The sequence below is a fragment of the Streptomyces sp. NPDC054786 genome (genome assembly GCF_053611685.1).
Map to the genome: position 1 here is coordinate 106,021 of NZ_JBSHAW010000010.1, position 23,831 is coordinate 129,851.

Annotated in this window: 23 protein-coding genes and 1 pseudogene; 18 read left to right on the forward strand and 6 right to left on the reverse strand. The window is 69.9% G+C overall.

The window, feature by feature from the left end:
- Nucleotides 1-308: 308 nt before the first annotated feature.
- Complete coding sequence (locus ACWGI6_RS11050; protein ID WP_453267212.1) at nucleotides 309-860, forward strand: orotate phosphoribosyltransferase; 552 nt, start codon at nucleotides 309-311, stop codon at nucleotides 858-860.
- A gap of 182 nt (nucleotides 861-1,042) precedes the next feature.
- On the opposite strand, the pseudogene ACWGI6_RS11055 reads toward ACWGI6_RS11050, so the two are convergent.
- Nucleotides 1,043-1,391: pseudogene (locus tag ACWGI6_RS11055) on the reverse strand (hypothetical protein).
- A 378-nt stretch (nucleotides 1,392-1,769) separates the two neighbouring features.
- On the opposite strand from ACWGI6_RS11055, the gene ACWGI6_RS11060 reads away from it, so the two are divergent.
- Entirely contained in the window at nucleotides 1,770-2,801 is a 1,032-nt protein-coding gene (locus ACWGI6_RS11060) for a hypothetical protein (RefSeq protein ID WP_453267213.1), read from the forward strand.
- Between the two features lie 446 nt (nucleotides 2,802-3,247).
- Complete coding sequence (locus ACWGI6_RS11065; protein ID WP_453267214.1) at nucleotides 3,248-3,925, forward strand: DUF4232 domain-containing protein; 678 nt, start codon at nucleotides 3,248-3,250, stop codon at nucleotides 3,923-3,925.
- A 198-nt stretch (nucleotides 3,926-4,123) separates the two neighbouring features.
- Here ACWGI6_RS11065 and ACWGI6_RS11070 read toward each other — a convergent pair whose 3' ends face one another.
- Entirely contained in the window at nucleotides 4,124-4,399 is a 276-nt protein-coding gene (locus tag ACWGI6_RS11070; RefSeq protein WP_453267215.1) for a hypothetical protein, read from the reverse strand.
- 644 nt (nucleotides 4,400-5,043) lie between these two features.
- On the opposite strand from ACWGI6_RS11070, the gene ACWGI6_RS11075 reads away from it, so the two are divergent.
- Complete coding sequence (locus ACWGI6_RS11075) at nucleotides 5,044-5,778, forward strand: SDR family oxidoreductase (RefSeq protein ID WP_453267216.1); 735 nt, start codon at nucleotides 5,044-5,046, stop codon at nucleotides 5,776-5,778.
- Between the two features lie 26 nt (nucleotides 5,779-5,804).
- Nucleotides 5,805-6,278 carry a nuclear transport factor 2 family protein gene (locus ACWGI6_RS11080; RefSeq protein WP_453267217.1) on the forward strand — a complete coding sequence of 158 codons (474 nt, stop codon included), beginning with the start codon at nucleotides 5,805-5,807 and terminating at the stop codon, nucleotides 6,276-6,278.
- A 228-nt stretch (nucleotides 6,279-6,506) separates the two neighbouring features.
- On the opposite strand, the gene ACWGI6_RS11085 is transcribed toward ACWGI6_RS11080, so the two are convergent.
- Nucleotides 6,507-6,857: a PRC-barrel domain-containing protein gene (locus tag ACWGI6_RS11085; protein WP_453267218.1), complete on the reverse strand. Its 351-nt coding sequence runs from the start codon at nucleotides 6,855-6,857 to the stop codon at nucleotides 6,507-6,509.
- A gap of 281 nt (nucleotides 6,858-7,138) precedes the next feature.
- On the reverse strand, nucleotides 7,139-9,061 hold the full coding sequence (locus ACWGI6_RS11090; RefSeq protein ID WP_453267219.1) for an aconitate hydratase: 1,923 nt from the start codon (nucleotides 9,059-9,061) through the stop codon (nucleotides 7,139-7,141).
- A gap of 672 nt (nucleotides 9,062-9,733) precedes the next feature.
- On the opposite strand from ACWGI6_RS11090, the gene ACWGI6_RS11095 reads away from it, so the two are divergent.
- The 5 genes from ACWGI6_RS11095 to ACWGI6_RS11115 all read left to right on the forward strand — a co-directional run bounded on the left by ACWGI6_RS11095 (nucleotide 9,734) and on the right by ACWGI6_RS11115 (nucleotide 13,951).
- Complete coding sequence (locus ACWGI6_RS11095; protein ID WP_453267220.1) at nucleotides 9,734-10,690, forward strand: Ppx/GppA phosphatase family protein; 957 nt, start codon at nucleotides 9,734-9,736, stop codon at nucleotides 10,688-10,690.
- Between the two features lie 235 nt (nucleotides 10,691-10,925).
- Nucleotides 10,926-11,345, forward strand: a complete 420-nt coding sequence (locus ACWGI6_RS11100) for a hypothetical protein (protein WP_453267221.1) — start codon at nucleotides 10,926-10,928, stop codon at nucleotides 11,343-11,345.
- A 466-nt stretch (nucleotides 11,346-11,811) separates the two neighbouring features.
- On the forward strand, nucleotides 11,812-12,804 hold the full coding sequence (gene dhaK, locus ACWGI6_RS11105; RefSeq protein WP_453267222.1) for a dihydroxyacetone kinase subunit DhaK: 993 nt from the start codon (nucleotides 11,812-11,814) through the stop codon (nucleotides 12,802-12,804).
- 113 nt (nucleotides 12,805-12,917) lie between these two features.
- Nucleotides 12,918-13,514, forward strand: a complete 597-nt coding sequence (gene dhaL / locus ACWGI6_RS11110) for a dihydroxyacetone kinase subunit DhaL (RefSeq protein WP_453267292.1) — start codon at nucleotides 12,918-12,920, stop codon at nucleotides 13,512-13,514.
- The gene (locus tag ACWGI6_RS11115; protein WP_453267223.1) at nucleotides 13,511-13,951 is read left to right on the forward strand and encodes a PTS-dependent dihydroxyacetone kinase phosphotransferase subunit DhaM; all 441 of its coding nucleotides are present in this window, start codon (nucleotides 13,511-13,513) and stop codon (nucleotides 13,949-13,951) included. The genes dhaL and ACWGI6_RS11115 overlap by 4 nt, the downstream gene beginning before the upstream one ends.
- Nucleotides 13,952-13,987: 36 nt before the next feature.
- Here the strand turns inward: ACWGI6_RS11115 and ACWGI6_RS11120 are convergent, their stop codons facing one another.
- The gene (locus ACWGI6_RS11120; RefSeq protein WP_453267224.1) at nucleotides 13,988-14,806 is read right to left on the reverse strand and encodes an SAM-dependent methyltransferase; all 819 of its coding nucleotides are present in this window, start codon (nucleotides 14,804-14,806) and stop codon (nucleotides 13,988-13,990) included.
- A gap of 382 nt (nucleotides 14,807-15,188) precedes the next feature.
- Between ACWGI6_RS11120 and ACWGI6_RS11125 the strand changes: the two genes are divergently transcribed.
- The 3 genes from ACWGI6_RS11125 (at nucleotide 15,189) to ACWGI6_RS11135 (ending at nucleotide 17,935) form a co-directional block, all read left to right on the forward strand.
- The gene (locus tag ACWGI6_RS11125; RefSeq protein ID WP_453267225.1) at nucleotides 15,189-15,833 is read left to right on the forward strand and encodes an RNA polymerase sigma factor; all 645 of its coding nucleotides are present in this window, start codon (nucleotides 15,189-15,191) and stop codon (nucleotides 15,831-15,833) included.
- A gap of 2 nt (nucleotides 15,834-15,835) precedes the next feature.
- A complete protein-coding gene (locus ACWGI6_RS11130) occupies nucleotides 15,836-16,582 on the forward strand; it encodes a hypothetical protein (protein WP_453267226.1) in 747 nt (248 codons plus the stop codon).
- A 162-nt stretch (nucleotides 16,583-16,744) separates the two neighbouring features.
- Nucleotides 16,745-17,935, forward strand: a complete 1,191-nt coding sequence (locus ACWGI6_RS11135; protein ID WP_453267227.1) for a sialidase family protein — start codon at nucleotides 16,745-16,747, stop codon at nucleotides 17,933-17,935.
- Here ACWGI6_RS11135 and ACWGI6_RS11140 read toward each other — a convergent pair.
- Nucleotides 17,930-18,352 carry an STAS domain-containing protein gene (locus ACWGI6_RS11140; protein ID WP_393907955.1) on the reverse strand — a complete coding sequence of 141 codons (423 nt, stop codon included), beginning with the start codon at nucleotides 18,350-18,352 and terminating at the stop codon, nucleotides 17,930-17,932. The two genes, ACWGI6_RS11135 and ACWGI6_RS11140, sit on opposite strands and share 6 nt — an antisense overlap.
- Before the next feature lie 306 nt (nucleotides 18,353-18,658).
- Here ACWGI6_RS11140 and ACWGI6_RS11145 point away from each other — a divergent pair, with 306 nt between their 5' ends.
- The 5 genes from ACWGI6_RS11145 to ACWGI6_RS11165 all read left to right on the forward strand — a co-directional run bounded on the left by ACWGI6_RS11145 (nucleotide 18,659) and on the right by ACWGI6_RS11165 (nucleotide 23,819).
- A complete protein-coding gene (locus ACWGI6_RS11145; protein WP_393907954.1) occupies nucleotides 18,659-19,420 on the forward strand; it encodes a DeoR/GlpR family DNA-binding transcription regulator in 762 nt (253 codons plus the stop codon).
- 185 nt (nucleotides 19,421-19,605) lie between these two features.
- Nucleotides 19,606-20,985 carry an ABC transporter substrate-binding protein gene (locus ACWGI6_RS11150; RefSeq protein ID WP_453267228.1) on the forward strand — a complete coding sequence of 460 codons (1,380 nt, stop codon included), beginning with the start codon at nucleotides 19,606-19,608 and terminating at the stop codon, nucleotides 20,983-20,985.
- Complete coding sequence (locus tag ACWGI6_RS11155; RefSeq protein ID WP_453267229.1) at nucleotides 20,966-21,955, forward strand: carbohydrate ABC transporter permease; 990 nt, start codon at nucleotides 20,966-20,968, stop codon at nucleotides 21,953-21,955. The genes ACWGI6_RS11150 and ACWGI6_RS11155 overlap by 20 nt, the downstream gene beginning before the upstream one ends.
- Nucleotides 21,952-22,830, forward strand: coding sequence for a carbohydrate ABC transporter permease (locus ACWGI6_RS11160; RefSeq protein ID WP_453267230.1), 879 nt, complete (start codon nucleotides 21,952-21,954; stop codon nucleotides 22,828-22,830). Before ACWGI6_RS11155 ends, ACWGI6_RS11160 begins: the two co-directional genes overlap by 4 nt.
- The gene (locus tag ACWGI6_RS11165; protein WP_453267231.1) at nucleotides 22,827-23,819 is read left to right on the forward strand and encodes a zinc-dependent alcohol dehydrogenase family protein; all 993 of its coding nucleotides are present in this window, start codon (nucleotides 22,827-22,829) and stop codon (nucleotides 23,817-23,819) included. The genes ACWGI6_RS11160 and ACWGI6_RS11165 overlap by 4 nt, the downstream gene beginning before the upstream one ends.
- Nucleotides 23,820-23,831 lie beyond the last annotated feature (12 nt).

Consider the following 23,831-nt stretch of genomic DNA (forward strand, 5'->3'; position numbering starts at 1 on the left):
CCGGCCTCCACCCACCCAAGCGGCTTTCCACACGCAGAACACTTCAACCACTGTGGGACACGAAACCGGGATCCGCGACAGCTCGCGGCGGAGAGTACGTGACCGACGCCGTCCCAGCCATCGCCGGAGTGCCCTCACTCAGCAGACCGCCATTCCTCCCAGCGATCCGCGCAGGTGAACATCGCTCGGTTCCTTCTGCCGTTGCCGGTCACCTCCGACGAGAACCGCGGGACCGACGTCGAGGTGACGCAGCAGACTGCTCGAACTCTTCGACAACGTCGATGTGAACTGACTCGCATGCTGCATTGGTGCTGGGATACTTCGATCCTGTGACTTCTTCAGACCTTGCCCGCCAGATTCATGCCGCTTCCCACCTGACCGGCGAGTTCGTACTCCGGTCGGGCTGCAGGGCCACCGAGTACTTCGACAAGTACCGCTTCGAAGGTGACCCCGTTCTCCTCGATTCCATCGCCCGGGAGATGGTCACGCTCGTACCGTCGGACACGGAGGTGCTGGCCGGACTCGAGATGGGTGGCATCCCAGTGGTCACTGCGCTCGGTCGGCACACCGGTCTGCCCTGTGCCTTCGTGCGTAAGCAGGCAAAGCCGTATGGAACGTGCCGTCTGGCTGAAGGGGCCGACATCGTCGGGCGCCGAGTCTTGGTCGTGGAAGACGTGGTCACCAGCGGTGGCCAGATCGTGCTCTCCTCTACCGAGTTGCGTGCTCTGGGTGCGGACATCCGCGAGTCGCTGTGTGTCATCGACCGGCAGCAGGGCGGCGCGGAGGCGCTCGCAGCCGAAGGGATCGGCCTGCTGTCACTGCTCACCGCGGATGTCCTGAAGGCGGCTGCCTGCGCATAAAGCGCGCTTGGTGCAGCTCGATACGGGAGCGAGCAGGACTCGTTCCGGAGAAGTCGAAGCCCGGCGCGGCCGAACATCTGGCGTTTGAGCTCCAGGGGGCGTGAACGTCACGTAACTCCCCATCCCGCGGGGGCGATTCCCCATGGGAGTGTCGGTCACGCACCCCGTGCCTCAGCCCGCCTTCACACCCACCGCTTGGCCGTTTCGACGCTGTCGCCCCCGCTGGTGTTGAACGCGATCGCGGCCTGCGGCGCGACGTCGCGCCAAGTTCACCACGTGCTCGAAGAGCTGCAGAAGAGGCTCCGGTTTGCGGATCCCGCCTCCGATGACCACAACGTCCCAGTCACGCCCGGACAGTGCGGCGATCAGCGTGGACTCGGCCGACCCATCCAGCGCGAGCAGCGCCATGGAGGCATCGATTGCATGGTCGCCGAAGCGCGCCAGCTCCTGGTCGAGGGCAGCGCGCATCGCGTTGCCGTCCATACCGGGCACGGTGTGCGGATCGATTCCCACAACGAGAGCAGAGGGCATGCCCGGTGAGACGACCAACCAGCCGTACCAGTTCCCGACGGCGAGGCTGATGTGCAGAGAGGTCGCTGGCACAAACGTCGTCCCCCCAAGCACCTGATTTCGACCGGCTACCACAACGCACGTGAAGTACCGCGGTCTTCGATACCGAAGAGGGCGTGGCGGCCACCGCAACGCCACCTCATGCCGTGGCACCCGACAGGTTGCACGGCACTCACGGTGACAGGCCCACACGGTCTGAGCCAGAACCCGCATGTCGACACCACCGGTTCGGAGCGGACTCGGCCGGTCACGCCTTCGCGGTCACGGCTCCGCGCGCCGGAGGAAGGCGGCAAGGGGGCGCTCGGTGACCGAGGCCCGCTGATGATTAGGGTCGCGTCCATGACCAGGACCACGCCGCCACGCCCGCTCGATGTCGAGGCGCTGTTCCCAGAACTGGCCTCCTACCGCGGAACGACCACCCGGCTGCACCCGCGGCCGGGCAGACCGGCCGTGTCGTCCAGTTCCGTGGGCGGGCCCCTGCTGTGGCCGGCGGACGAGCCGTGGCCGGTGTGCACCGAGCCGCACACCCGCGGGACCGGCCGGCGTCCCGTGGACATCCACCGGGAGCGACAAGTCCTCGCCGGCGCCTGGGACCGCGACCCGGGCTCGGGCCCCACGGCGGAGGAGCGGGCACTCCTGGCGGAGCTCTCGCGCGAGCACCGCATCGCGGGGCCGGCCGACACCGACCCGCTGCCGATGATCGGCGTCGCCCAGCTCTACCGGCGGGACCTGCCCGACCTGCCGGCGGGCCCGGACGGCTGTGACCTGCTCCAGGTGTTCTGGTGCCCCTTCGACCGGCACGGAAGGACCGGGTACGGCATGTCACTGGACCTCCGCTGGCGCCGGTCCTCCGAGGTCGCCGAGGTCCTGGCCGCACCGCCCCGACCGGAGGTCGTGGGCTACGAGGGGTACGTGCCGGAGCCCTGCGTGCTGCACCCGGAACAGGTGGCCACGTACCCGTTCGCCGGCCTGCTTCCCGAGGACCTGTGCGCCCGAATCGATGCCTGGGAAGAAGCCCTTGAGGAGCAGGCCGAAGATGCGGCGGACACTGACGCACCCGAGCCGCCCGCCTACCAGTACGACCTGTCCATTCCGCCCGGCTGGCGCGTCGGCGGGTTCGCGTCATGGCACCTGACCGACCCCTCTCCCATGGACTGCCGGGCCTGCGCCGCACCGATGCACCTACTGCTGACCATCGACAGCCGGGAGTGGGACGGCGGCAGCGGCAGCTGGAAACCGCTGGAGGAACGGAACCTGCCCACGCACCGGTCCGCCGTGCCGACCAAGGTCACCGTGGGCCGCTGGGGTCAACTGAACGTCTTCGCCTGCCCCGCCGACCCCTCGCATCCGCACCGCTGGAGCATCCAGTAGGCCGTGGGGTCCCTGGCCTTGCGCGGAGTGGATCGAGTACCGCGCCGCGGCGAGGGTGGGCGGCCGGCTGCTGTCGGGCCACGGCCGCGCTTCGAGCGGCGACCGGCAGCCCTCGAAAGGTAACGGTCGTCCATGTGGCTGCGTTGTCAGCCTCCTGCACCGGTTGCGCGCTGATGACGAGTGCGGCCGATCCAAGAGCCCGGCGATCCGATCCGTCGGCAGCCGGTGCGACTCGTAGAACCTCTCGCGGCGCGATGTCCGCGCGACGTTAGTGCAGCATTAGCGGACCGTAAGTGATCACGTCGAGGATTACTCGTGCTCCGCAACCCCGCCCCCACCTGGCGTCACCCCACTGAGCGTCAGAGGTGTTGCGCCGCCTGTCCCCGGGACAGGCGGACGAGTGCCCCGCAGGTCTACGCACGACGTTCAACCAGATCAGGAGCGACATGCCCGCCCTCCCCTCCCCCCGCCACCCACATAAGCTCGCCGCCGCGGTGCTCGCCACCGCTGCCGCCGTCGCGCTCACCGCCTGCCAGGACGGCAAGACCACCGGCTCCGGAAACCCGTCCTCGGCGGCCACTTCCCACAGCGCCGGTTCCGACACAGCATCCGGTGGCGGCGACACCGCCGGCGGCTCGCAGAACACCGGCGGGTCGACGGGCAGCAACCGCCGGCCCACCGCAGCACGAAGCGCCGCGTCCGCCGACAACTCCTCGAACCGCTGCGCGGCGACGTCGATGCGGATGCGTCTGGGTGCGCCCGACGCGGGTGCGGGCAATATCCGCTACGCGCTGGTCTTCACCAACAGCGGCAAGCAGTCCTGCACCCTGCGGGGTTACCCCGGGGTCTCCCTCCTGGCCGGAGACGGCCAGACGATCGGCAAGCCTGCCGCGCGCGAAGGAGGGGCGGGGACGGCCGTGACGCTGGCTCCCGGCAGCAGCGCGCACGCGGTGCTGCACACGCTCAACGAGGGGCTGAAGGGCTCCGGCTGCTGGAAGGGTGCTGACCTGGTGCAGGCGTTCCCTCCGGGCTCCAAGGAGTCGATGACCGCGCGCACTTCGGGCCTGAAGGTCTGCGGTAATGAATTCACCGTGACCGCCATCGCACCGGGCGCCGCCGGATAGCGGCAATCCTCCTGCCGCACACGGGGCGAAGCCGATCCTGCGGCTTCGCCCCTCGGCATGGCCGGTTGTTCGGAGCCAGCTGGTGAGGGCTCCCGCGGTGGTGGTGCCGAGATGGACAAAGCCGCGCTTGTGGTGGGGCGAGGCCACGGCGGCCCGGCCAGCAGCCGCCCATGCGTTCGAAAGCAGGCCGCGGCAAGGTCACCCGCCCCGGCCGATGAGGCAATCGCGGGCCAGGTCGGTTCGGGCACGGCTCCGGCGAGTCCGCAGGAAGGAACCCGCGGCCAACGCGGGGAACGCGATCACGCCGACCAGGCTGGGGAGTAGGGCCGGTTCACCGGAACCCGCCCTCAGCACGGTTGCCAGGAGCTGGGCACCGGCCAGTGCAGCCAGCCCGACGTAGACCCAGCCCGCCCACATGGGGCCCTCAGCCGCCGGGTAGACCGGGGCCGGTTCGGTGGCACTACGGTGGACCATTGCCTTCGTGTACCCCACGGCGCACCGTTCATGACGACCGCCGCTCCGGGACAGCCGGTGTTCCTGCCGGTCAGGACGGCCATCTCCTTCCGCCCGCAGCCCGGCCACCCGGCGCCGGCCGCAGGAGGCCGGCCAGCCCTACGTCGCCGTACCAGCGCCGCAGCCGTCCGCAGGGTCCGCAGGGTCCGCAGGGTCCGCAGGGTCCGCGAAGGAAGTCTCCAACCGCCGTGCTGGCTCCACTTCGGTTTGGATCCCCCCGGCCCGCCTGTGTTCCTGGGTGCGCCGTACCCGGGAACAGCCTGTCCTGGCGTGCCCTTCCGCCGCCGTCCAGACTCCGGAGAGCCGGACGGAAGTACGGAAGCGGCACGGTGAGCGAACAGTCGGGCCCTGCGACAGGGGCCGGGTCCGGTGAGAGGGCGGATGTGGTCGGTGTGCGGGTGACCGCGGACGGACCACCCGGCAGGAGCGGTATGCCCGACAGCCATGACGACGAGGCTCGCGGCACGCGTCGCAGTGCCTTGCCGGCCGCTGCACGCTGACCGGTAGTCATCTCGACTCCGTCGACAAACGGTGTCACCGCCACGGGCGAGGTCCGTGACGGAGTGTTCCACCACTGGCACCTCATTCTCTTCAAGGAGGAAAACATGGCACGGATCACCAAGGTGGTAGCGATCACCGGTGCGAGCAGCGGTATCGGTGAGGCGACCGCACGGCGTCTGGCGGCGGACGGGCACCAGGTCTTTCTCGGGGCGCGCCGCACCGACCGACTGGAGCGGCTGGTCGAGGAGATCACGAAGGAGGGCGGCACCGCCGCCTTCGGAAAGCTGGATGTCACCGACGCGGCAGAGACGCGCGCGTTCATCGATGCGGCGGTGGGCGAGTACGGCCGGATCGACGCCCTCGTGAACAACGCGGGTCTGATGCCCCTCTCCCCGCTGGAAGCGCTCAAGACCGATGAGTGGGACCGCATGATCGACGTGAACGTGCGGGGAGTCCTGCACGGCATCGCCGCCGCCCTGCCCGTGATGCGCGCACAGGGCGGCGGGCACTTCGTGAACATCGCCTCCGTCGGCGCGTACGAGGTCTCCCCCACCGCCGCCGTCTACTGCGCCACCAAATTCGCTGTCCGTGCGATCTCCGAAGGGCTGCGCCAGGAGTCCGCCGGGGACATCCGGGTCACCCTCGTCTCCCCCGGCGTGATCGAGTCCGAACTCGCGGACAGCATCTCCGACCGTGCGGCCAGGGAGGCGATGAAGACCTACCGCGCCGTGGCACTGCCGGCCGCAGCCATCGCGGAGGCCATCGCCTACGCCCTTTCACAGCCGTCGCAGGTCGACGTGAACGAAATCGTCGTCCGCCCCACCGCAAGCGCCCAGTGACCCACTCCGGAAGGAAAGGAGCAGGTATGCCACCCACTGCCGCCGACTACGACAGCCTGGTGCGAAGACTGCGGGACCTGGAGGACAAAGAAGCCCTGCGTGCCCTCATGATCCAAGGGTGGAGGGCACTGGACCGCAAGGACTGGCAGACCTGGATCGCTTGCTGGGCCGATAACGCGGTGCTGGAGTTCGGGCCATGGGAGAAGATCCACGGGAAGGACGCGGTCCTGGCGACGGTGGAAGCAGCGGAATCGCCCTACCCGAGCATGCAGCACCACATCCTGAACATGCACTTCGACATGGACGGCGACCGCGCGACCGGCATCGGCTACATGTGGTTCGTCGCCGTCACCGAATCCGGGAAGACTTCCTCCCCCTACTCGATGGGCGGCCCCTACGACTGGGAGTTCAGCCGGGGCCCGAACGGCTGGCTCCTGACGCGCCAGAGGCTCGGTGTCTGGTGGACCCACGGTGAGGACACCCTGAAGACCTTCGAGTAGGGGGTCGGGGAACATCATCGAAACGCAAACGGCCGTGAACGTCCCGCAGGGCACGAACTCCCGCCCGGCCCCCGGCCGAACTCGTCAGACGGCGTCTGTCGCTCCTGCTACGGGCGGGCCATACGGGAACGGGACCGCTGTGGCCCGTTGTCAGGATCGTGGTTGGCTCGACGACCCACGGTGGCGGCCCATCAGGTCGTCGGCCCCGAGGCGAGAGGGCCGGCACGTTCAGGAGTGCGGAGCGCCGTAGTAGCCGGTCAGCTGCCGGTAATAGTCGTCGTCGGCGATGTGCCTGTTTTTGTCGAATTCCGGGGCGTGCTCGATGTCCTCCTTGGTACGGGAGAGATGGATCGTGGTCTTCTCGAGGTCGATGGAGGAGATCGTTCCAGCCGGTAGCAAAACATGCCTGCCGAACAGCCATCCGCCGATGTCGACGACCAGGTAAGCGGCGCCCACCTCGTCGGAGTGTTTGTCGACCTTGCCGATTCTTCCGTCGATCGCTTCGACGTCGAAGCCGATCAGGTCGGTCCCTGCCCGGAAGCCGGTCTCTTCCTGGAAGTCCCACATGTTTTCCGTCACGACAAAAACTCCCTATCAGCGCGAGCTGCCCTGGATTTCCGGTGAGTCCTCAGCAAATCCTCCCTCGTCACCTTTCGCCTTACCGCTCAAGTATCCTAGAAACTTATGGCGTTATGGTTACCGCCGGACTTTCGGGAACGCGGACACCCCCGGCTATCTGCCGCGGCACTTGCCGGTCTCGGGAATATGCTTGCCGACGAGATTTTGTGGCGGGCGAGAAGCCAAGCCGCGCGCCTTACGTATGTGGCGCTGGACCAGATGCGTGCCCCCGCGTAGGCCGGTCAGTGGGCCAGTGCGGGGATGATGCCGCCTGCCAGGACCGCCTCGCGTTGACGGGGTGAGAGGCGATGGTGGACAAGGTATTCCTCGTTCCGGGTGGTGTTGTGCAGGCGAAGTGGTGGGGCATCCGTCTCGGCGAGGGCGTCGTGCAGATCCGACAGTCGCAGCCCGTCACCGGCCTCGATGCGTGCAAAGTCGTCGGGGTCATTGAACTCAAGGGCCAAGACGCCGAAGTTGGCGAGGTTCTGCCAGTGGATACGGGCGTAGGACTTGGCGATAACGGCTCGTAGCCCGAGGTAGCGCGGCGTGATGGCCGCGTGTTCGCGTGAAGAACCCTGACCGTAGTTTTCGCCTGCGACCAGGAAATGGCTGCCTTCGGCTGCCGCGGCACGCCGGGGGTAGTCCGGATCGATCCGGGTGAGGGTGAACTCCGCCAGCTTCGGGATGTTGGACCTGAAGGGCAAGGCCCGTGCCCCTGCGGGGGAGATTTCGTCTGTCGAGACATCGTCACCGACCTTGAGCAGGACGGGGCCTTCCACAATGTCCGGCAGCGGGTCGAGATCGGGCAAGGCGGAAATGTTCCGTCCGCGTTCCAATTGGACGCGCCTCGCCTCGTCCGGCGGCAAGGGACCCTCCAGCATTTCCTCGTTGAAGGAGACGGGCTCTGGTGCCTTGGGCGCGGGAGGGGATACCGGCAGGCGGTCGGCCCAGTCACGCGGATCCGTGATCGCGCCCACCAATGCGGAGGCGGTGCCCGTCTCCGGCGAGCACAGCCAGACCGCGTCGTCCTCGGTGCCGGAGCGGCCGGGGAAGTTACGCGGGAAGGTACGCAGCGAATTGCGTCCCGTGGCCGGCGCCTGTCCCATGCCGATGCAACCGAGACAGCCTGACTGATGAATGCGCGCACCGGCTGCGATCAGATCGAATGTCGCCCCGGAGCGGGTCAGGTCCTGCAGAATCTCACGTGACGTCGGATTGACGTCGAAGCTCACGCCACCCGCGGTCTGACGCCCCTTGACCATGGCGGCAGGTACGGCGAAATCCCGGAAGCCGGGGTTGGCGGAAGAGCCGATGACCACCTGCCCAATGGGCTCGCCGGCGACCTCCCTCACCGGCACGACCTTGCCCGGGGAACTCGGCCGTGCGATGAGCGGTTCCAGCGCCGACAGGTCGATCTCCTCGTCGAGGTCGTAGGTCGCATCCGGTTCCGCGACGATTTCGACGAAGTCCTCGTCGCGCCCCACCGACGTCAGGAAGCTGCGCACCGCCTCATCCGACGGGAAGACGGTGGTGGTGGCCCCGAGCTCCGCCCCCATATTCGCGATGACATGCCGGTCCATGGCGGTGAGAGAGGCCAGGCCCGGCCCGTAGTACTCCAGTACTCGATTGACGCCGCCTTGCACCCCATGACGTCGCAGCATTTCCAGGATGACGTCCTTGGCGCTCACCCAGGGTGGCAGTTCGCCTGTCAGTCGAATGCCCCAGATCTTGGGCATGGTGAGGTGGAGGGGCCGTCCGGCCATGGCGAGGGCGACTTCCAGGCCGCCGGTGCCGATGGCCAGCATGCCCAGTGAACCTCCGGCGCAGGTATGGGAGTCGGAGCCGGCCAGGGTTTTGCCGGGGGCGCCGAAGTGCTGCATATGGGTCGGGTGCGAGACGCCGTTGCCGGGCTTGGAGAACCACAGGCCAAAGCGGCGGGCGGCAGAGCGCAGGAAGAGATGGTCCTCGGCATTGCGCTCGTCGGCCTGAAGAATGTTGTGGTCGACGTACTGCACGCTCACCTCCGTCCGGACCCGGTCGAGCGCCAGCGCCTCCAGTTCCTGCATCACCAGAGTGCCGGTGGCATCCTGAGTGAGCGTCTGGTCCACACGCAGCGCGATCTCTTCCCCCGGCTCCAGACGACCCGACAGAAGATGAGCGCCCATCAATCTCTGCGTCACGGTGCCGTGTGCGCGTTGGTCCGGTGCTGGGCGCTCCCCTGTTCGGTCTCGCTGTGTCACCGCCATCATGTGCTCCGTTCTGCGTACCTACGCTCACGCTTCGTACTCGACCCCGCAGGCATGAGGAGCCTCCTCCAACCGGTCGGGATTCTGACCAACGCGGGGCGCACCCGGCGGCCCGGGAACTCCCGTCCAGGTCACCGGGTGCACATCTCCACTTCACGCCCAAAATGCGGCGGGCGCGACACGGGAAACCGTTCGAAGAGCTCGCCGGCCTCGCGATGGTCGGTTGTCAGTTCCTGGATGACGTCTCCGCCACGGCCCATGGTCTTCACCTTCCGCTCGGTGGGCGACGGCCGGCTCCGGCACCTCGGAAAGTCGGGTGCCCGCACGGCGTCGCCGGTAACGGCGTGGTGGGGAATTTCGCCGGATGCCGGCGGCGGCAGACCCGACCGCGCCCCGCACGCCGGTACCCCGTCCGGCCACCGCCATGGGCCCGCCTCCACGGGTTGGCCACCGATACAGGGCACAGTCGGTGACATCATGGTCACGTAGGGGCCGGATGTGAGTCCGATCGTGAGTCGGTGGGCCCCGGGACGCTGCGGGAACTCGGTCCGGCCGCGGGTGTGGAAGCGCGCGATGTCAGGGAGCGGCTGGATGCGGCAGGCAGGTCTACTGGACGTCGGGTGCCACAGTGCTCTGCTCACGGTGGTGCGGTGGCGACCTGAAGCGGTGCTGGAACCGGTCTTCTCCCACAAGGTGCGGCTGAGGCTGCACGAGTCGCTCGACCGGAAGGGGCGCCTGGGCAAGGACGGCGTAGAGAGTGTGCAACGGGCGGTGGCCGAGGCGGTCGCAGCGGACCAGCGCCCTCGCCGGCCGGAGGTGTTCGCCTTCGCCACTTCCGTTATCCGGGACGCTCCGAATCGCGAGGAGATCATCGCGCTGGTGGCCCGGACCACCGGCACACGGCTGCGGGTGCTGGCCGGCGAGGAGGAGGCACGGCTGGCCTATGTGGCGGCCCGCCAGTGGACGGGTTCCGCGCCGGGCCCCTTGTTGGTCCTGGACATCGGCGGCGGCACCGTGGAGGTCGCGTCGGGTACGGGCAGGCAACCGCGCATCGTGCGCTCGCTGCCGTTGGGCGCCCGCACCGTCACCCGGGAATGGCTGCCCGGCGGCACCGCCCCCTCCGCACGGCGCCTGGCCGAGGTCCGTCGATATCTGAGGCACGCACTGAGTGCGGCGCCCGGCGTGCCGCAGGCAGAGCCGGGTGACCAGGTTCTCGCCTGCTCCAAAACGTTCGAGCAGCTCTCACGGCTCGCCGACGCCTCTCAGCACAAGCCACGTCAAGCGCGACCGCAACTGACGCTGTCTCAACTGCAGGCGGTGATCCCCCTGCTGACCGACAGCGGCCCGCACCGCCGTGCCGCCCTGCCAGGCATCTCCCGGCACCGCGCCGAGCAGTCCCTGGCAGGGGCTCTGGTCGCCGAGGCCCTCATGGAAGCCTGCGGCGTGAAGAGTGTCGAGATCTGCCCCTGGTCCACCCGGGAGGGGCTGCTGCTCGAACGCCTCGGCGTGATCGACACCGCGTCCCACCACCACCGAGGCTCCGGCTGACCCCACCCGGAGCGGCCCCCGTGCACGGCCGGTGCCCCGGCGTGGCTGCCTCGCGCGACGGCCTCCGTCGCTGAGTGCGACCATGGGAGGAGAGGCCTTTACCTGCGGGTTCTGCAGGCCGTCCCGGGCCTCCAAGGGCCGTCACGTGGTTCGCCCGACGCCCCGAGCCGGTTGACCCTTGGCCTGGAATTGGTGACGGTGGAGGCTGACGCACGGGCGGCCGACGGAGGTGGCCATGGCAGACGACGCACTGGCCAGAAGGCTCATCGGCCGCTGCCTGGACGAGCGCCGGGACGAGGCCATGTCCGGGTTCGGCGCCCCTGAGACGAAGGGTTCGGCTGAGCTGGCATGGGAGAAGTGGTGGTCGGCCGGAGAGCTCGACCGCGAAACCGCCGCACAGGTGCTGAGGTGGGCGACCGATCGTGCGCGGCAGGCTTCCAGGGCCCGCTACGACGTCACTTACGGACTCATCCGGGCTCAGCTGGAGCGCCATGCCGTGGTGCAGTGGCTGGCAGAGCACGGTGACGACTTCACGCCGCCGGCTTCACGACCGGGAATTTCGGCCGGGCCAGCACTGGCGCCTCGTCCACCACAGGAACGGAGGAACCTGCCCAGGCTTTCGATGTGTTCGTCCCCGCCCGGTTTCGTCCGCTAGCAGGGATGCCCGCACGTCGTCACATCGCAGGTCAGGGCCACGTCCGACCACGGGACAGCCGGATGAGCAGTGGGAAGTGTGCTGCGGCGCCCAGGGCGGCTTCGCCACTCGCCCGAGCCGTCCGCGCTCTTCTCCCGTCACGGTCCCTGCCTCCAGGGGGCGGCGGCCGGCCCGGCCGTCACCCCGAGCCGATCAGGCGGCCTCGGACACTCACCCTCTCCACATCACGTGACCTTGAGGTCTGGAGCACAGATACTGCCCTCGGAGCGACTCCCCGTCCTCCCTGAGCACGCCCGTCCAACCCAACCGGCAACCCATCAGCAAAGTCGGCATAAGGTCAGCATCCGTCCCGCCGGACCACCTTTCGACCGCCATGAACGCCGAGATCAACAACTCCCCCACACCTACCCTGACCTGTAAGAACACCGGTCAGAGGCTCGACTGCTCGACTCAACGGGAGGTACCCATGAAGATGCTGATCAACGTCGCCGAGACCGTGGTCACCGATGCGCTGCGCGGGATGGCCGCGGCGCACCCCGAATTGGTGGTGGACGCCGAGAACCGGGTGATCGTACGGCGGGACGCACCGGTGGAGGGGAAGGTGGCGCTGGTGTCCGGGGGCGGCAGCGGGCACGAGCCGCTGCACGGGGGGTTCGTCGGCCCCGGGATGCTGGATGCCGCTTGTCCGGGCGAGGTCTTCACCTCGCCGGTGCCCGATCAGATGGTGCGTGCCGCCGCGGCCGTGGACAGCGGCAACGGGGTGCTGTTCCTCGTGAAGAACTACACCGGGGACGTGCTCAACTTCCAGATGGCGGCGGAGCTGGCGGAGGACGAGGGGGTGCAGGTGGCCAGTGTGCTCGTCAATGACGATGTCGCGGTGACCGACTCGACGTTCACGGCGGGGCGGCGGGGCACCGGAGCGACGCTCTTCGTGGAGAAGATCGCCGGTGCGGCGGCCGAGGAGGGCATGCCGCTGGAGCGGGTGGAGGCGCTGGCCCGGCAGGTCGTGGCATCGTCGCGCAGCTTCGGTGTGGCGCTGAGTGCCTGTACGACCCCGGCGAAGGGCAGCCCGACGTTCGATCTCCCCGCCGGGGAGCTGGAGTTGGGGGTCGGGATTCACGGCGAGCCGGGTCGGGAGCGTCGCGCGATGATGACCTCGCGCGAGATCGCGGACTTCACCGTGGACGCGATCCTGGAGGATCTGAACCCGCGGCTGCCGGTGCTGGTGCTGGTCAACGGCATGGGTGCGACCCCGCTGCTGGAGCTGTACGGCTTCAACGCGGAGGTCCGCCGGGTGCTCGACGAGCGGGGGGTGGCGGTGGCCCGCACGCTCGTGGGGAACTATGTGACCTCGCTCGACATGGCGGGCTGCTCGGTGACGCTGTGCCAGGTGGACGGGGAGCTGCTGCGGCTGTGGGACGCGCCGGTGGAGACGCCCGGACTCCGCTGGGGGCGGTGACACCGCAGCCGTATCCGTATGCGGGTCCGTATCCGCTTCCTGCGGCCGTACCCGTCTCCGTTTTCTTCGCTCCGTGCCCGAACAACCAAGGAGAGTAGTCCGTGTCCGAAACAGTGCTGGATGCCACGTTCTTCGTACGCTGGATGACGGCGGCCGCCGCCGTCATCGACCGGGAGGCCGACCGGCTCACCGAGCTGGACTCGCCCATCGGTGACGCCGACCACGGGAGGAATATGCAGCGCGGCTTCGCGGCCGTGGTCAAGGCGCTGGAGACGGAGCCGCCGGCCACGCCCGGTGCGGTGCTGACTGCCGCCGGACGGCAGTTGATCTCAAGTGTGGGCGGGGCGTCCGGGCCGCTGTACGGGACGCTGCTGCGGCGTACCGGCAAGGCGCTGGGCGAGGCGCCTCAGGTGTCGGTCCAGGAGTTGCGGTCGGGGCTGGCCGCCGGGGTGGACGCGGTGGGGCAGCTCGGCGGCTCGGCGCCGGGTGACAAGACGATGCTCGATGCCTTGGTACCGGGGATCACGGCACTGTCGACCTCCTTCGACGCGGCGGCCGAGGCGGCCGAGCAGGGCGCGCTGGCGACCGTACCGCTGCAGGCCAGGAAGGGCCGGGCGAGCTATCTCGGGGCACGCAGCATCGGACATCAGGACCCGGGGGCGACGTCCTCGGCCCTGCTGTTCGCGGCGCTCGCGGAGGTGGCGAAGTGAGCGCGGAGCCGGCCGGCGCTACGGCCGGCGGCACGGGTTCGCCGGTCGGCGTGGTGCTGGTGTCGCACAGTGGCCCGGTCGCACAGTCCGTGGCGACGCTGGCGGCCGGACTTGCCGGCAGCGGGGACTCGGTGCCGGTGGCCGCGGCGGGCGGTACGCCGGACGGCGGGCTCGGGACGAGTGCGGAGCTGATCACCGAGGCGGCGCGGACCGTGGACCGTGGCGCGGGCGTGGCGATCCTGGTCGACCTGGGCAGCGCCGTACTGACCGTCAAGGCCCTGATCGCCGAGGGGGATGAACTCCCCGCGGGCGCACGGCTGGTGGACGCGCCGTTCGTCGAGGGTGCGGTGGCCGCCGTGGTCACCGCGTCGGCCGGGGCGGATCTGGACGCGGTCGCGGCGGCGGCCGGGGAGGCGTACGGGTACCGCAAGGAGTGAGGACGGCATGCCGGAGGCCGCCTGCTCCCGTCGTGTTCAGGGTTTGCGGGCGACGCCCGCGTAGCAGGCGGCCTCCGCGTCGGTGACATGGGTGGCGTCCTCGGGGCGGTCGGGGCGCCACTCGTGGGAGAGCGTGACGCCCGGTTCCAGCAGCTCCCAGCCGTCGAAGAAGCGCAGGAACGCGGCGTGGGAGCGGAACTGGAGCGGGGTGCCCGCGTCGCCGTAGATCTTGATGATCTTGTCCATCGCCCCGGGGCTGAAATCCGGTGTCGCATGGCTCATGGCGAGGGTGCTGCCGCTGGGAAGTGCGGCCTTGAGGGTCTCGACGATGGTGTGGGCGCGGTCCCGGCCGTCGTCGGGCACGAAGTGCATCAGCGCGTTCAGGCTGAGCGCGACCGGACGGTTCAGGTCGAGGGTGTCGAGGAGCTGCGGCGCCTTGAGGATGCCGACCGGGTCGGTGACATCGGCCTGGACATATGCGGTACGTCCCTCCGGGGTGCTGAGCAGGAGGGCCGCGGCGTGCGCGAGGACGATCGGGTCGTTGTCGGTGTAGACGACCCGGGCATCGGCGGCGATGCCCTGGGCGATGTCGTGGAGGTTCGGCGGGGTGGGGATGCCGGTGCCGATGTCGAGGAACTGCCGCAGGCCGGATGCGGCGGCCACGCGGGTGGCGCGGTGCATGAACTCGCGGTTGATGCGGGCGGCGACCAGCGCGGCGGGGAAGACGCCCAGCACGTCGCCGGCGGCCATCCGGTCGGCCAGGAAGTTGGTCTTGCCGCCCAGGAAGTAGTCATAGATCCGGGACGAGTGGGCCCGGTCCAGCTGAAGGTCCACCACGGACCCGTGCTCGCTCATCGTCTGCTGCCTTCCAGTCGGCATGCCGCCCCGGCGTGCTTCCCCGGCGTACGGTGACGCCCCTTCGCGATCCGCGCACTCCAGGCGGCGCGTCAACCCCCGCCGTGCGCCCGGCTGTTGGAGCTCTGCCCCGTACGTCCCGGATCATGCCGGAGCGCACCCGGCGGAGGGCCTGACGGTCGGCGTGGCCGGCGTCATCGGCCGTCACATGCCATGGTCACGCGTAGTCATATGAATACGCAGCGGCAGATTTTTTCCCGCCCGATGCCACAAAAGGGCTCACTTTCCGGTTCATTGGAGGGTGAGGGCAAAGCGTCCTCCCGCGGTCGGCGGCGCTTCGGCGCCCGGCTCGGTGCACGGCGAAACGGAACGAGGACTGCTCGTGAGCGCAGACCGGGACCGACTGCTACCGGCGTGCGCTCCGGCGCATGTCCCTACGGCGGAGTTAGCCCCGCTCCCCCGCTGTTCGCTCCCGGCCGTCGCGCCGGACCCGTTCGACCGCCAGCTGTCGATCACCTTCGAGGCGTTCCTGGCGACGCATGCGCGCAAGTGGCTGACGTACGCCTATCTGCACACCGGCAGCGAGGCCGCGGCCCGTGAGGTGACCCGGGCGGCGTACGCCCGGCTCGGCCGGCTGTGGCCGCATGCGCTGCGGCAGGCGTCGGTGGAGGCATACGCCTGGTCGGTCCTCAAGGAACGCGTCGTGGAGTGGCTGTACGACCACCAGCAGCCCACCGCGCTCACCGAGACCGCCGCCTTCGCCGTCGTCACCCATGCCCTGCTGCGCGAGTGCCAGCAGCAGTTCGCCATGCTGGAGAGCCAGTTGGGGCTGTATGCCGCCATCGCCCGGCTGCCGGAGCGGCAGTGCGATGTGATCGTGCTGCGCCATGTCATCGGGCACAGCGACGCACAGATCGGCTCCTTGCTCGGCGTCGACGAAGTCACCGTCCGCTCCTACGCAAGCCGCGGCAAGCGCAAGCTCGCCGCCGCGCTCGGTATCGACCAGGGAAATTCCAGGGGGAACTGACCATGTCGCACATCTGCCCCGCGGGCCGCCGGGAGACCGTCGAGACGCTGCTCAGCGCCGCCGCGGCGGTGTCCGGTATCGATGATCTGGCGGGGTTCCGTGACCTCGACGACGCGGGGGTGCTCGGCGGCCTCGGTGCCTCCGTCCGGGCGGGGGCGGCGGACGGTCCACCGACGACGGAGCGGCCGGTCCGGGCCGGCCACGCGGCGCCCAGCCCCTACCCGAGCGCCCGTGACGAGGCCACCCATGAGCTCCAGCTGGCCTGTGCGCTGGTCGTGAATGCGGCGGCGGCCGCGGCGAGCCTGGAACGGCTGGTCGACGACCACCACATCGACCCCGAAGGCGCGCTGGTCTTCGCCTGTCTGCTGCACATCACCGGACGCCAGGACGCGGCCCATTTCTGGTGGCACTTCGGCGCCGGTGCGGGGAGCCGGACCGCCGCCTACTGTCTGTACCTCTCCCACCGCCGCAACGGCGAGTACCGCGACGCCGCCTACTGGCGCGAGCAGGCCGCGCATGCGCCCGACGAGGAGCGCCGGTCCACGGCCGCGTTCGACGAGAAGCAGCTGCTGCCCGACGCGGCCCGCCACAACCTCCTCGTCCAGTGGCACAGCGGGCTCGCCCCGACCCTGCCGAACGCCCTGGAGAACGTGATCAACCGGCTCGTCGTGGACAGCGACGACGAGGATTTCGGCGAGATCCCCCGCCCCTCCCCCACGCTCGTCCGGGACCTCGGCCGGGCCGAGTAGCGGCGCCGCGCCAACGGCGCGCCCGGCACGGGGCAGGGGGACACGGTCAGCCCTGCCGGAATTGACGGGTTTTCACCCGGATCTTAGATTCGCAGGACGTCCGATGTCCGATGCCTCCCTGCAGCCGTCGCACCCCGTGCCGTGCCCCGTCCGGAGGTCTCGGTGAAAGCCGCCCGCCCCGTCACCCTGGCCACCCTGCTCGCCACGGGTGCCGGGCTGCTGACCGCTCCCGCGGCACCCGCCGCCGCACCGCCGGGCATCGCCGCCCGGCCGGCGCTGTACGAGACCGCCGATCTGGCGGTGTCCGGCCAGGGGGCGCACACGTACCGCATCCCGGCGCTGGCCACCCTGCCGGACGGCACCCTTCTCGCCGCCTACGACCGGCGTAACGACAGCGCGGCCGATCTGCCCGGCAATGTGGATGTGATGGTGCGGCACAGCACCGACCAGGGGCGCACCTGGAGCGCCCCGCGGGCGGCCGTGGACTACGACGGCGGGGTGGGCGCCGGCGACCCGAGCCTGCTCGTCGACCGGACGACCGGCCGGGTCTTCCTCTTCCATGCGTATGCGCCCCGGGGCATCGGCTTCGGCAGTGCGGGCGCGGGCAACGCCCACGACAGCAGCACGGTGCTGCACACCGACTACAGCTCCTCCGACGACGGCGGCCGCAGCTGGCACCACCGGCGCCTCACCCGCGACCTCAAGGACCCTTCCTGGCACGGCATCTTCGCCTCGTCCGGCTCCGGCACCCAGCTCGCCGGCGGACGGCTGTTGCAGCAGTACGCCCTCCGGAAGGCCGACGGCAGTATGTGGGCGGCCAGTGCCTACAGCGACGACCACGGCGCGTCCTGGCGGCTGGGGACGCCGGTGGGGCCGCTGATGGACGAGAACAAGACCGTCGAGCTGGCCGATGGGCGCATCATGCTCAACAGCCGCACCAGAAGCACCACCAGGCGGCTGGTCGCGCAGTCACGGGACGGCGGGCTGACCTACAGCGCCCCGGCCGCGGACGACGAACTGATCGATCCGGCCAACAATGCCTCGATCCTGCGCTACGACCCGGCGGCACCGCCGGACCGGGCGCGGGCGCACTGGCTGCTGTTCAGCAATACGGCGAGCACCGGCGCGCGCGAGAACCTCACCGTGCGGGCGTCCTGCGACGACGGCGAGAGCTGGCCCATCGCGCGGGCCGTCGCTCCGGGTCCGGCGGCCTACTCGACGCTGACCCGTCTGCGGGACGGCACCTTCGGGCTGCTCTACGAGTCCGGGCCGTACCGGAAGATCACTTTTGCGCGGTTCGACGATGCCTGGCTGGGGATGAACTGTCCGACCACCCGGCCGTCGGCCTCATGAGTCGCCCGTTCCGGCCGACGGGTCCTCCCCCACCGGCGGCCACTCCGGGCGGCTGACGTCGGGAACCGTGGCCAGCGCATGGCCGACCGTGGGGTAGCAGGAGAAGACACTGAGGGACTGGGTGCCGACCAGCAGCCGCAGCATCCGTACGCCGAGGGAGGCCAGCAGCAGCCTGCCCTCCAGACGCCGGCACAGCCATTCCAGGGCGAGCAGGCAGCTCAGCCCCCGTGAGTCACAGAAGCGCAGCGCGGTCAGATCGAGCACCAGAAAGCGGTGGCCGGCCGACACCACCGAGCGCGCCTCGGCGAGAAAAGCCTGCTCGGTGCGGAGGTCCAGGTCTCCGCTGACGCGCAGGACAGCGCACTCCTCCGCCTGCACGATCGCAGTGACCGCCAACGACCGCATCTCCGAGCTCATGCCGTCCAGACTAAGCGCCGTCGTCTCCGGCACCACCGCTGCGGCCCGCCGGCGCACAACGGGCCACCCCGGGCTCCCCGGCCCGTGGGGCGCGTACGGGCCCGCTGCCAGGGCGTTACGGGCACCCGTTCGTGCATGCGGCCAGGGTGACAGCGTCCTGAAGCGGACAGAAACGGTCATGTTTTCCGCCGCCGCGGGCAGCCTGCCGCGCCGCTCCGGTTGCTATAAACCTGATGCGGGCGGAAACGGGCAGTCCCGTGACCGAACGGAAACCGGAAAACGACAGAATTCAGGCAGGAGTGAGCCATGAGGGCCGAGGAACGCCAGCACCGCATCCTCGCGCTCGCCCGGCAGTCCGGCCGGGTCGAGGTCGCCGATGCCGCGGCGGAGTTCGGGGTCGCCCGCGAGACCGTACGGCGCGATCTGAGCGAGCTGGAGCGCCGGGGCCTGATCCGGCGTACGCACGGCGCGGCGTATCCGGTCGAGAGCGCAGGCTTCGAGACCACGCTGGCCCGGCGGGAGACCCAGCAGGTGGAGGAGAAACGCCGGATCGCGGCGGCGGCCGCGTCTCTGGTGGGCGAGGCCGAGACGGTGTTCGTCGACGAGGGCTACACACCGGAGCTGGTGGCCACGCTGCTGCCCACCGACCGTCCGCTGACCGTGATCACCGCGTCGCTGCGGACCGCGTCACTGGTCGCGGCGTCCGAGTCGACCACCGTCCTGCTGGCCGGCGGGCGGGTCCGCTCCGGGACCCAGGCGACGGTCGGGTCCTGGGCCCGGGACATGCTCGCCCGGTTCGTGATCGACCTGGCGTTCCTGGGGGCGAACGGCATCTCCCGGGAGCACGGCCTGACCACCCCCGATCCTGCGGTCGCCGAGGTGAAGGAGCAGGCCGTCCGCTCCTCGCGGCGGCGGGTGCTGGTCGGGGTGCACAGCAAGTTCGGCGCCAGCAGCTTCTGCCGGTTCGCCGCGGTGAGTGACTTCGACGCGATCGTCACCGATGCGGGGCTGTCCGCGCCGGAGGCGCATCGCTACTCGCTCCTGGGGCCGCAGGTGCTCCGGGTCTGACCGGGACGGGGCCGGCCGGCCCCGCAGCCCGGCACCACATACCCCACAGCTGACCGCCGAAGGCCGCACCGCCGGCCGTCGGACGGCTCCGCGGCGTACCCCCAGGACGGCGTCGTACGCCCCGGAATCGCCCCTTGTGCGGCATCCGCCGGACATCCCCTGTCCCCTCAGAAAGGTAACGAGCCGTGAGAGCACGATCCCCCGGACCAGGCCGCGGCGGCCGCCCCATAGGGCTGACCGCCCTCGCCGTGGCCCTGGCACTGTCCACCGCAGGCTGCTACCGCGGGGCCGGCGACGCGGGCAACGACAGCCGTCACACCCTCAACGTCCTGATGGTCAACAACCCGCAGATGGTGGATCTGCAGCGGCTCACCGCCGAGCACTTCACCAAGGAGACCGGCATCAAGGTCAACTTCACCGTGCTGCCGGAGGACGATCTGCGCGACAAGATGAGCCAGGACTTCTCCAGCCAGGCCGGGCAGTACGACGTGGCCAGTGTCAGCAACTACGAGACCCCCATCTACGCCCGCAACGGCTGGCTCTCACCGCTCGGTGAACGGGCCGCGAAGGACCGCACGTTCGACCAGGGCGACATCCTCAAACCGGTCCGCTCCTCCCTCACCGCCACCGACGGCAAGGTCTACGCGGAGCCCTTCTACGGCGAGTCATCCTTCCTGATGTACCGCAAGGACCTCCTCAAGGCCGCCGGGCTGACCATGCCCGCACGGCCCACCTGGCACCAAGTCGCCGCGCTCGCAGCCAAGTTGGACGGCTCCCGGAAGGGCCTGAAGGGCATCTGTCTGCGCGGCCAGCCCGGCTGGGGCCAGCTGGCGGCCCCGCTGACCACCGTCGTCAACACCTTCGGCGGCACCTGGTTCACCAAGGACTGGCAGCAGCAGGTCGACAGCCCCGCGTTCACCAAGGCGACCCGGTTCTATGTCGATCTGGTGCGCAAGCACGGACAGGCGGGTGCCCCGCAGGCCGGCTACACCGAGTGCCTCAACGACATGCAGCAGGGCAAGGTCGCCATGTGGTACGACGCGACGGCCGGCGCCGGTTCGCTGGAGAGCGGCGACTCCAAGGTCGCGGGCAAGGTCGGCTATGCGCCGGCGCCGGTGGAGCGGACCCGTGACGCGGGCTGGCTGTTCACCTGGGCATGGGGCGTGCAGAAGGCGAGTACGCACCAGGACGACGCCTGGCGGTTCATCCGCTGGGCCTCCGGCAAGGGCTACGAGCGGCTGGTGGGCCGCGAACTGGGCTGGTCGAGGGTGCCGGGCGGCAAGCGGGCCTCCCTCTACCGCGACCCGCAGTACGCCAAGGCGGCCGCGGCGTTCGCCGGCCCGACCGAGCGGGCGATCAGCTCGGCCCGGCCCGGCGACCCCGGCGTCCAGCAACGCCCGGCCCCCGGAATCCAGTTCGTCGGCATCCCCGAGTTCGCCGACCTGGGCACCAAGGCCTCGAACGAGATCAGTTCGGCCATCGCCGGCAAGCAGAGCGTGTCCGAGGCCCTGAAGAAGAGCGGGCGACTGGCGCAGGAGGTGTCCGATGGCTACACGCACCACTGAACCGGCCCCCGAGGCCGACGCGGCCCGCGTGCTCCGCACCGGCCGCCCGGACGCCCGCGCCCGCGCCCGCCGCACCGAACGGGCCAAGAACTGGGCCCGCCGCGCGCCGCTGCTCCCCGCGCTGGTCTTCCTCGTCGCCGTCACCCAACTCCCGTTCCTGGCCACGGTGGTGATCTCCTTCACCCGCTGGAACGCACTGGCCCCGGACAACCGCGGCTTCGCCGCCCTCGACAACTACCGCGCCGTCTTCACCGACCCGGCGATGCGGGCCTCGGTGGGCACGACGGTGCTGCTGACCGTGACCGTGGTGCTGGTGAGCCTGTTGCTCGGGCTCGGCCTGGCGCTGCTGCTCGACCGTGGCTTCCGCGGGCGCGGCATCGTCCGCACCCTGCTCATCACGCCGTTCCTCATCGTGCCGGTCGCCTCCGCGCTGCTGTGGAAGCATGCGCTGTACAACGCCTCGTACGGGCTGCTCAACGGCTCGCTGACCTGGATATGGGGGCTGTTCGGCAGCGAGCACCCGCCGCAGCCGGACTGGATGACCGACTCGCCGCTGGCCGCGGTGGAGATGTCGCTGATCTGGCAGTGGACCCCGTTCATGATGCTGATCCTGCTGGCCGGGCTGCAGAGCCGGGCGACGGACGCCGTCGAGGCGGCCCGGATGGACGGCGCCTCCGCCTTCGACATCTTCCGCTATCTCACCCTGCCGCATCTGCGCCGCTACCTCGAACTGGCCGCGCTGCTGGGCACGGTGTACGTCGTGCAGAACTTCGACGCGGTGTTCACCATCACGTCCGGCGGCCTCGGCACCGCCAACCTTCCGTACACCATCTACCAAACCGTCTACCAGTCCCATGACTACGGACGGGCATCCGCGCAGGGCGTGGTCGTGGTGCTGTGTTCGCTGCTGGTGGCGACCTTTGCACTGCGCACCGTGTCGTCCCTGCTGCGCGAGGAGGTCACGGCATGACCGGTTCATCCTTGGTCCTGCGCCGCGCCGGGGCCCCGGCCGCCCGGCGCCGGCGGCGTACCGGCAGTCTGCTGGGCCTGGCGGCCTGGCTGTGCGGGATCGCCTTCTTCCTGCCCGTCGCCTGGATGGTGCTGACGTCCTTCCACAGTGAGACGGACGCGGCGACCAACCCGCCGAGCGTCGGCGCCGGACTCAGCCTGCACGGCTACCGCGAGTTCTTCGGGGCGACGGGCGGCGGTGTCAGCCCCTGGCCGCCGCTGATCAACTCGCTGACCGCCTCCGTCGTCTCCACCCTGCTGGTGCTGCTGCTGGCGGTGCCCGCCGCCTACGCCCTGGCCATCAAGCCGGTACGCAAATGGAGCGACGTCCTCTTCTTCTTCCTCTCCACCAAGATGCTGCCGCTGGTGGCAGGTCTGCTGCCGGTCTATCTCGTCGCACAGAACGCCGGGATGCTCGACAGCATCTGGCTGCTGGTCATCCTCTACACCTCGATGAATCTGCCGATCGCGGTGTGGATGATGCGCTCGTTCCTCGCCGAGGTACCCGTGGAGATGCTGGAGGCCGCCTCGATCGACGGGGCGGGACTGACCACCACCCTGACCCGGATCGTCGCACCGGTCGCGATGCCGGGGATCGCGGCAACGGCCCTGATCTCCTTCATCTTCAGCTGGAACGAGCTGCTGTTCGCCCGGGTCCTGACCGGCGTCGTGGCCGGTACCTCGCCGGTGTTCCTGACCGGACTCGTGACCAGCCAGGGCCTGTTCCTGGCCAAGGTGTGCGCCGCCGCCACCGTCATCTCCCTCCCGGTGCTCATCGCCGGGTTCGCCGCCCAGGACAAACTGGTCCAGGGCCTGTCGCTTGGAGCCGTGAAATGAAAGCCGCAGTGATCAGCGCCCCCGGCAAGGTCGAGGTCGCCACCGTCGAGGACCCGACGCCCGGCCCCCGCGAGGTCGTGGTCTCCGTCGCCGCCTGTGGGCTGTGCGGCACCGATCTGCACATCCTCCAGGGCGAGTTCGCCCCCACGCTGCCCGTCGTGCCGGGCCATGAGTTCGCCGGAACCGTCGTGGCGACCGGCAGCGCGGTCACCGAACTCGCCGAGGGCGACCGGGTGGCCGTCGACCCCTCCCTCTACTGCCACGAGTGCCACTACTGCCGCATCGGCCGCAACAACCTCTGCGAGCGGTGGGCCGCCATCGGGGTGACCACGGCGGGCGGCGCCGCCGAGTTCGCCGTCGCCCCCGTCGCGAACTGCGTCAAGCTGCCCGATCACATCCGTACCGAGGACGCGGCCCTCATCGAGCCGCTCTCCTGCGCCGTACGCGGCTACGACATCCTGCGCTCCCAGCAGCTGGGCACCCAGGTCCTCATCTACGGCTCGGGCACGATGGGCCTGATGATGCTCGAACTCGCCAAGCGCACCGGCGCTGCCGGGGTCGACGTCGTCGACATCAACCCCGCGCGGCTGGCCACCGCCCGCACCCTGGGCTGCAGCAACGCGACCGGTTCCGCCGACGAGCTGGACCGCCCGCGCGGCTGGGACGTGGTCATCGACGCCACCGGCAACGAACACGCCATCCAGGACGCCCTGGGGCGGGTGGGCAAGGGCGGCACCTTCCTCCAGTTCGGCGTCGCCGACTACGCCGCCCGCGCCACCATCGAGCCGTACCGCATCTACAACCAGGAGATCACCATCACCGGCTCGATGGCCGTGCTGCACAGCTATGAACGCGCCGCGGAACTCTTCGCGGCCGGCGCCCTGGACCCGGAGATCTTCATCAGCGACCGGCTCCCGCTGGACCGCTATGCCGAGGCGCTGGACCGCTTCCGGGCGGGCGAGGGGAGGAAGATTCAGGTACGGCCCTGAGCCGGTGCCCGG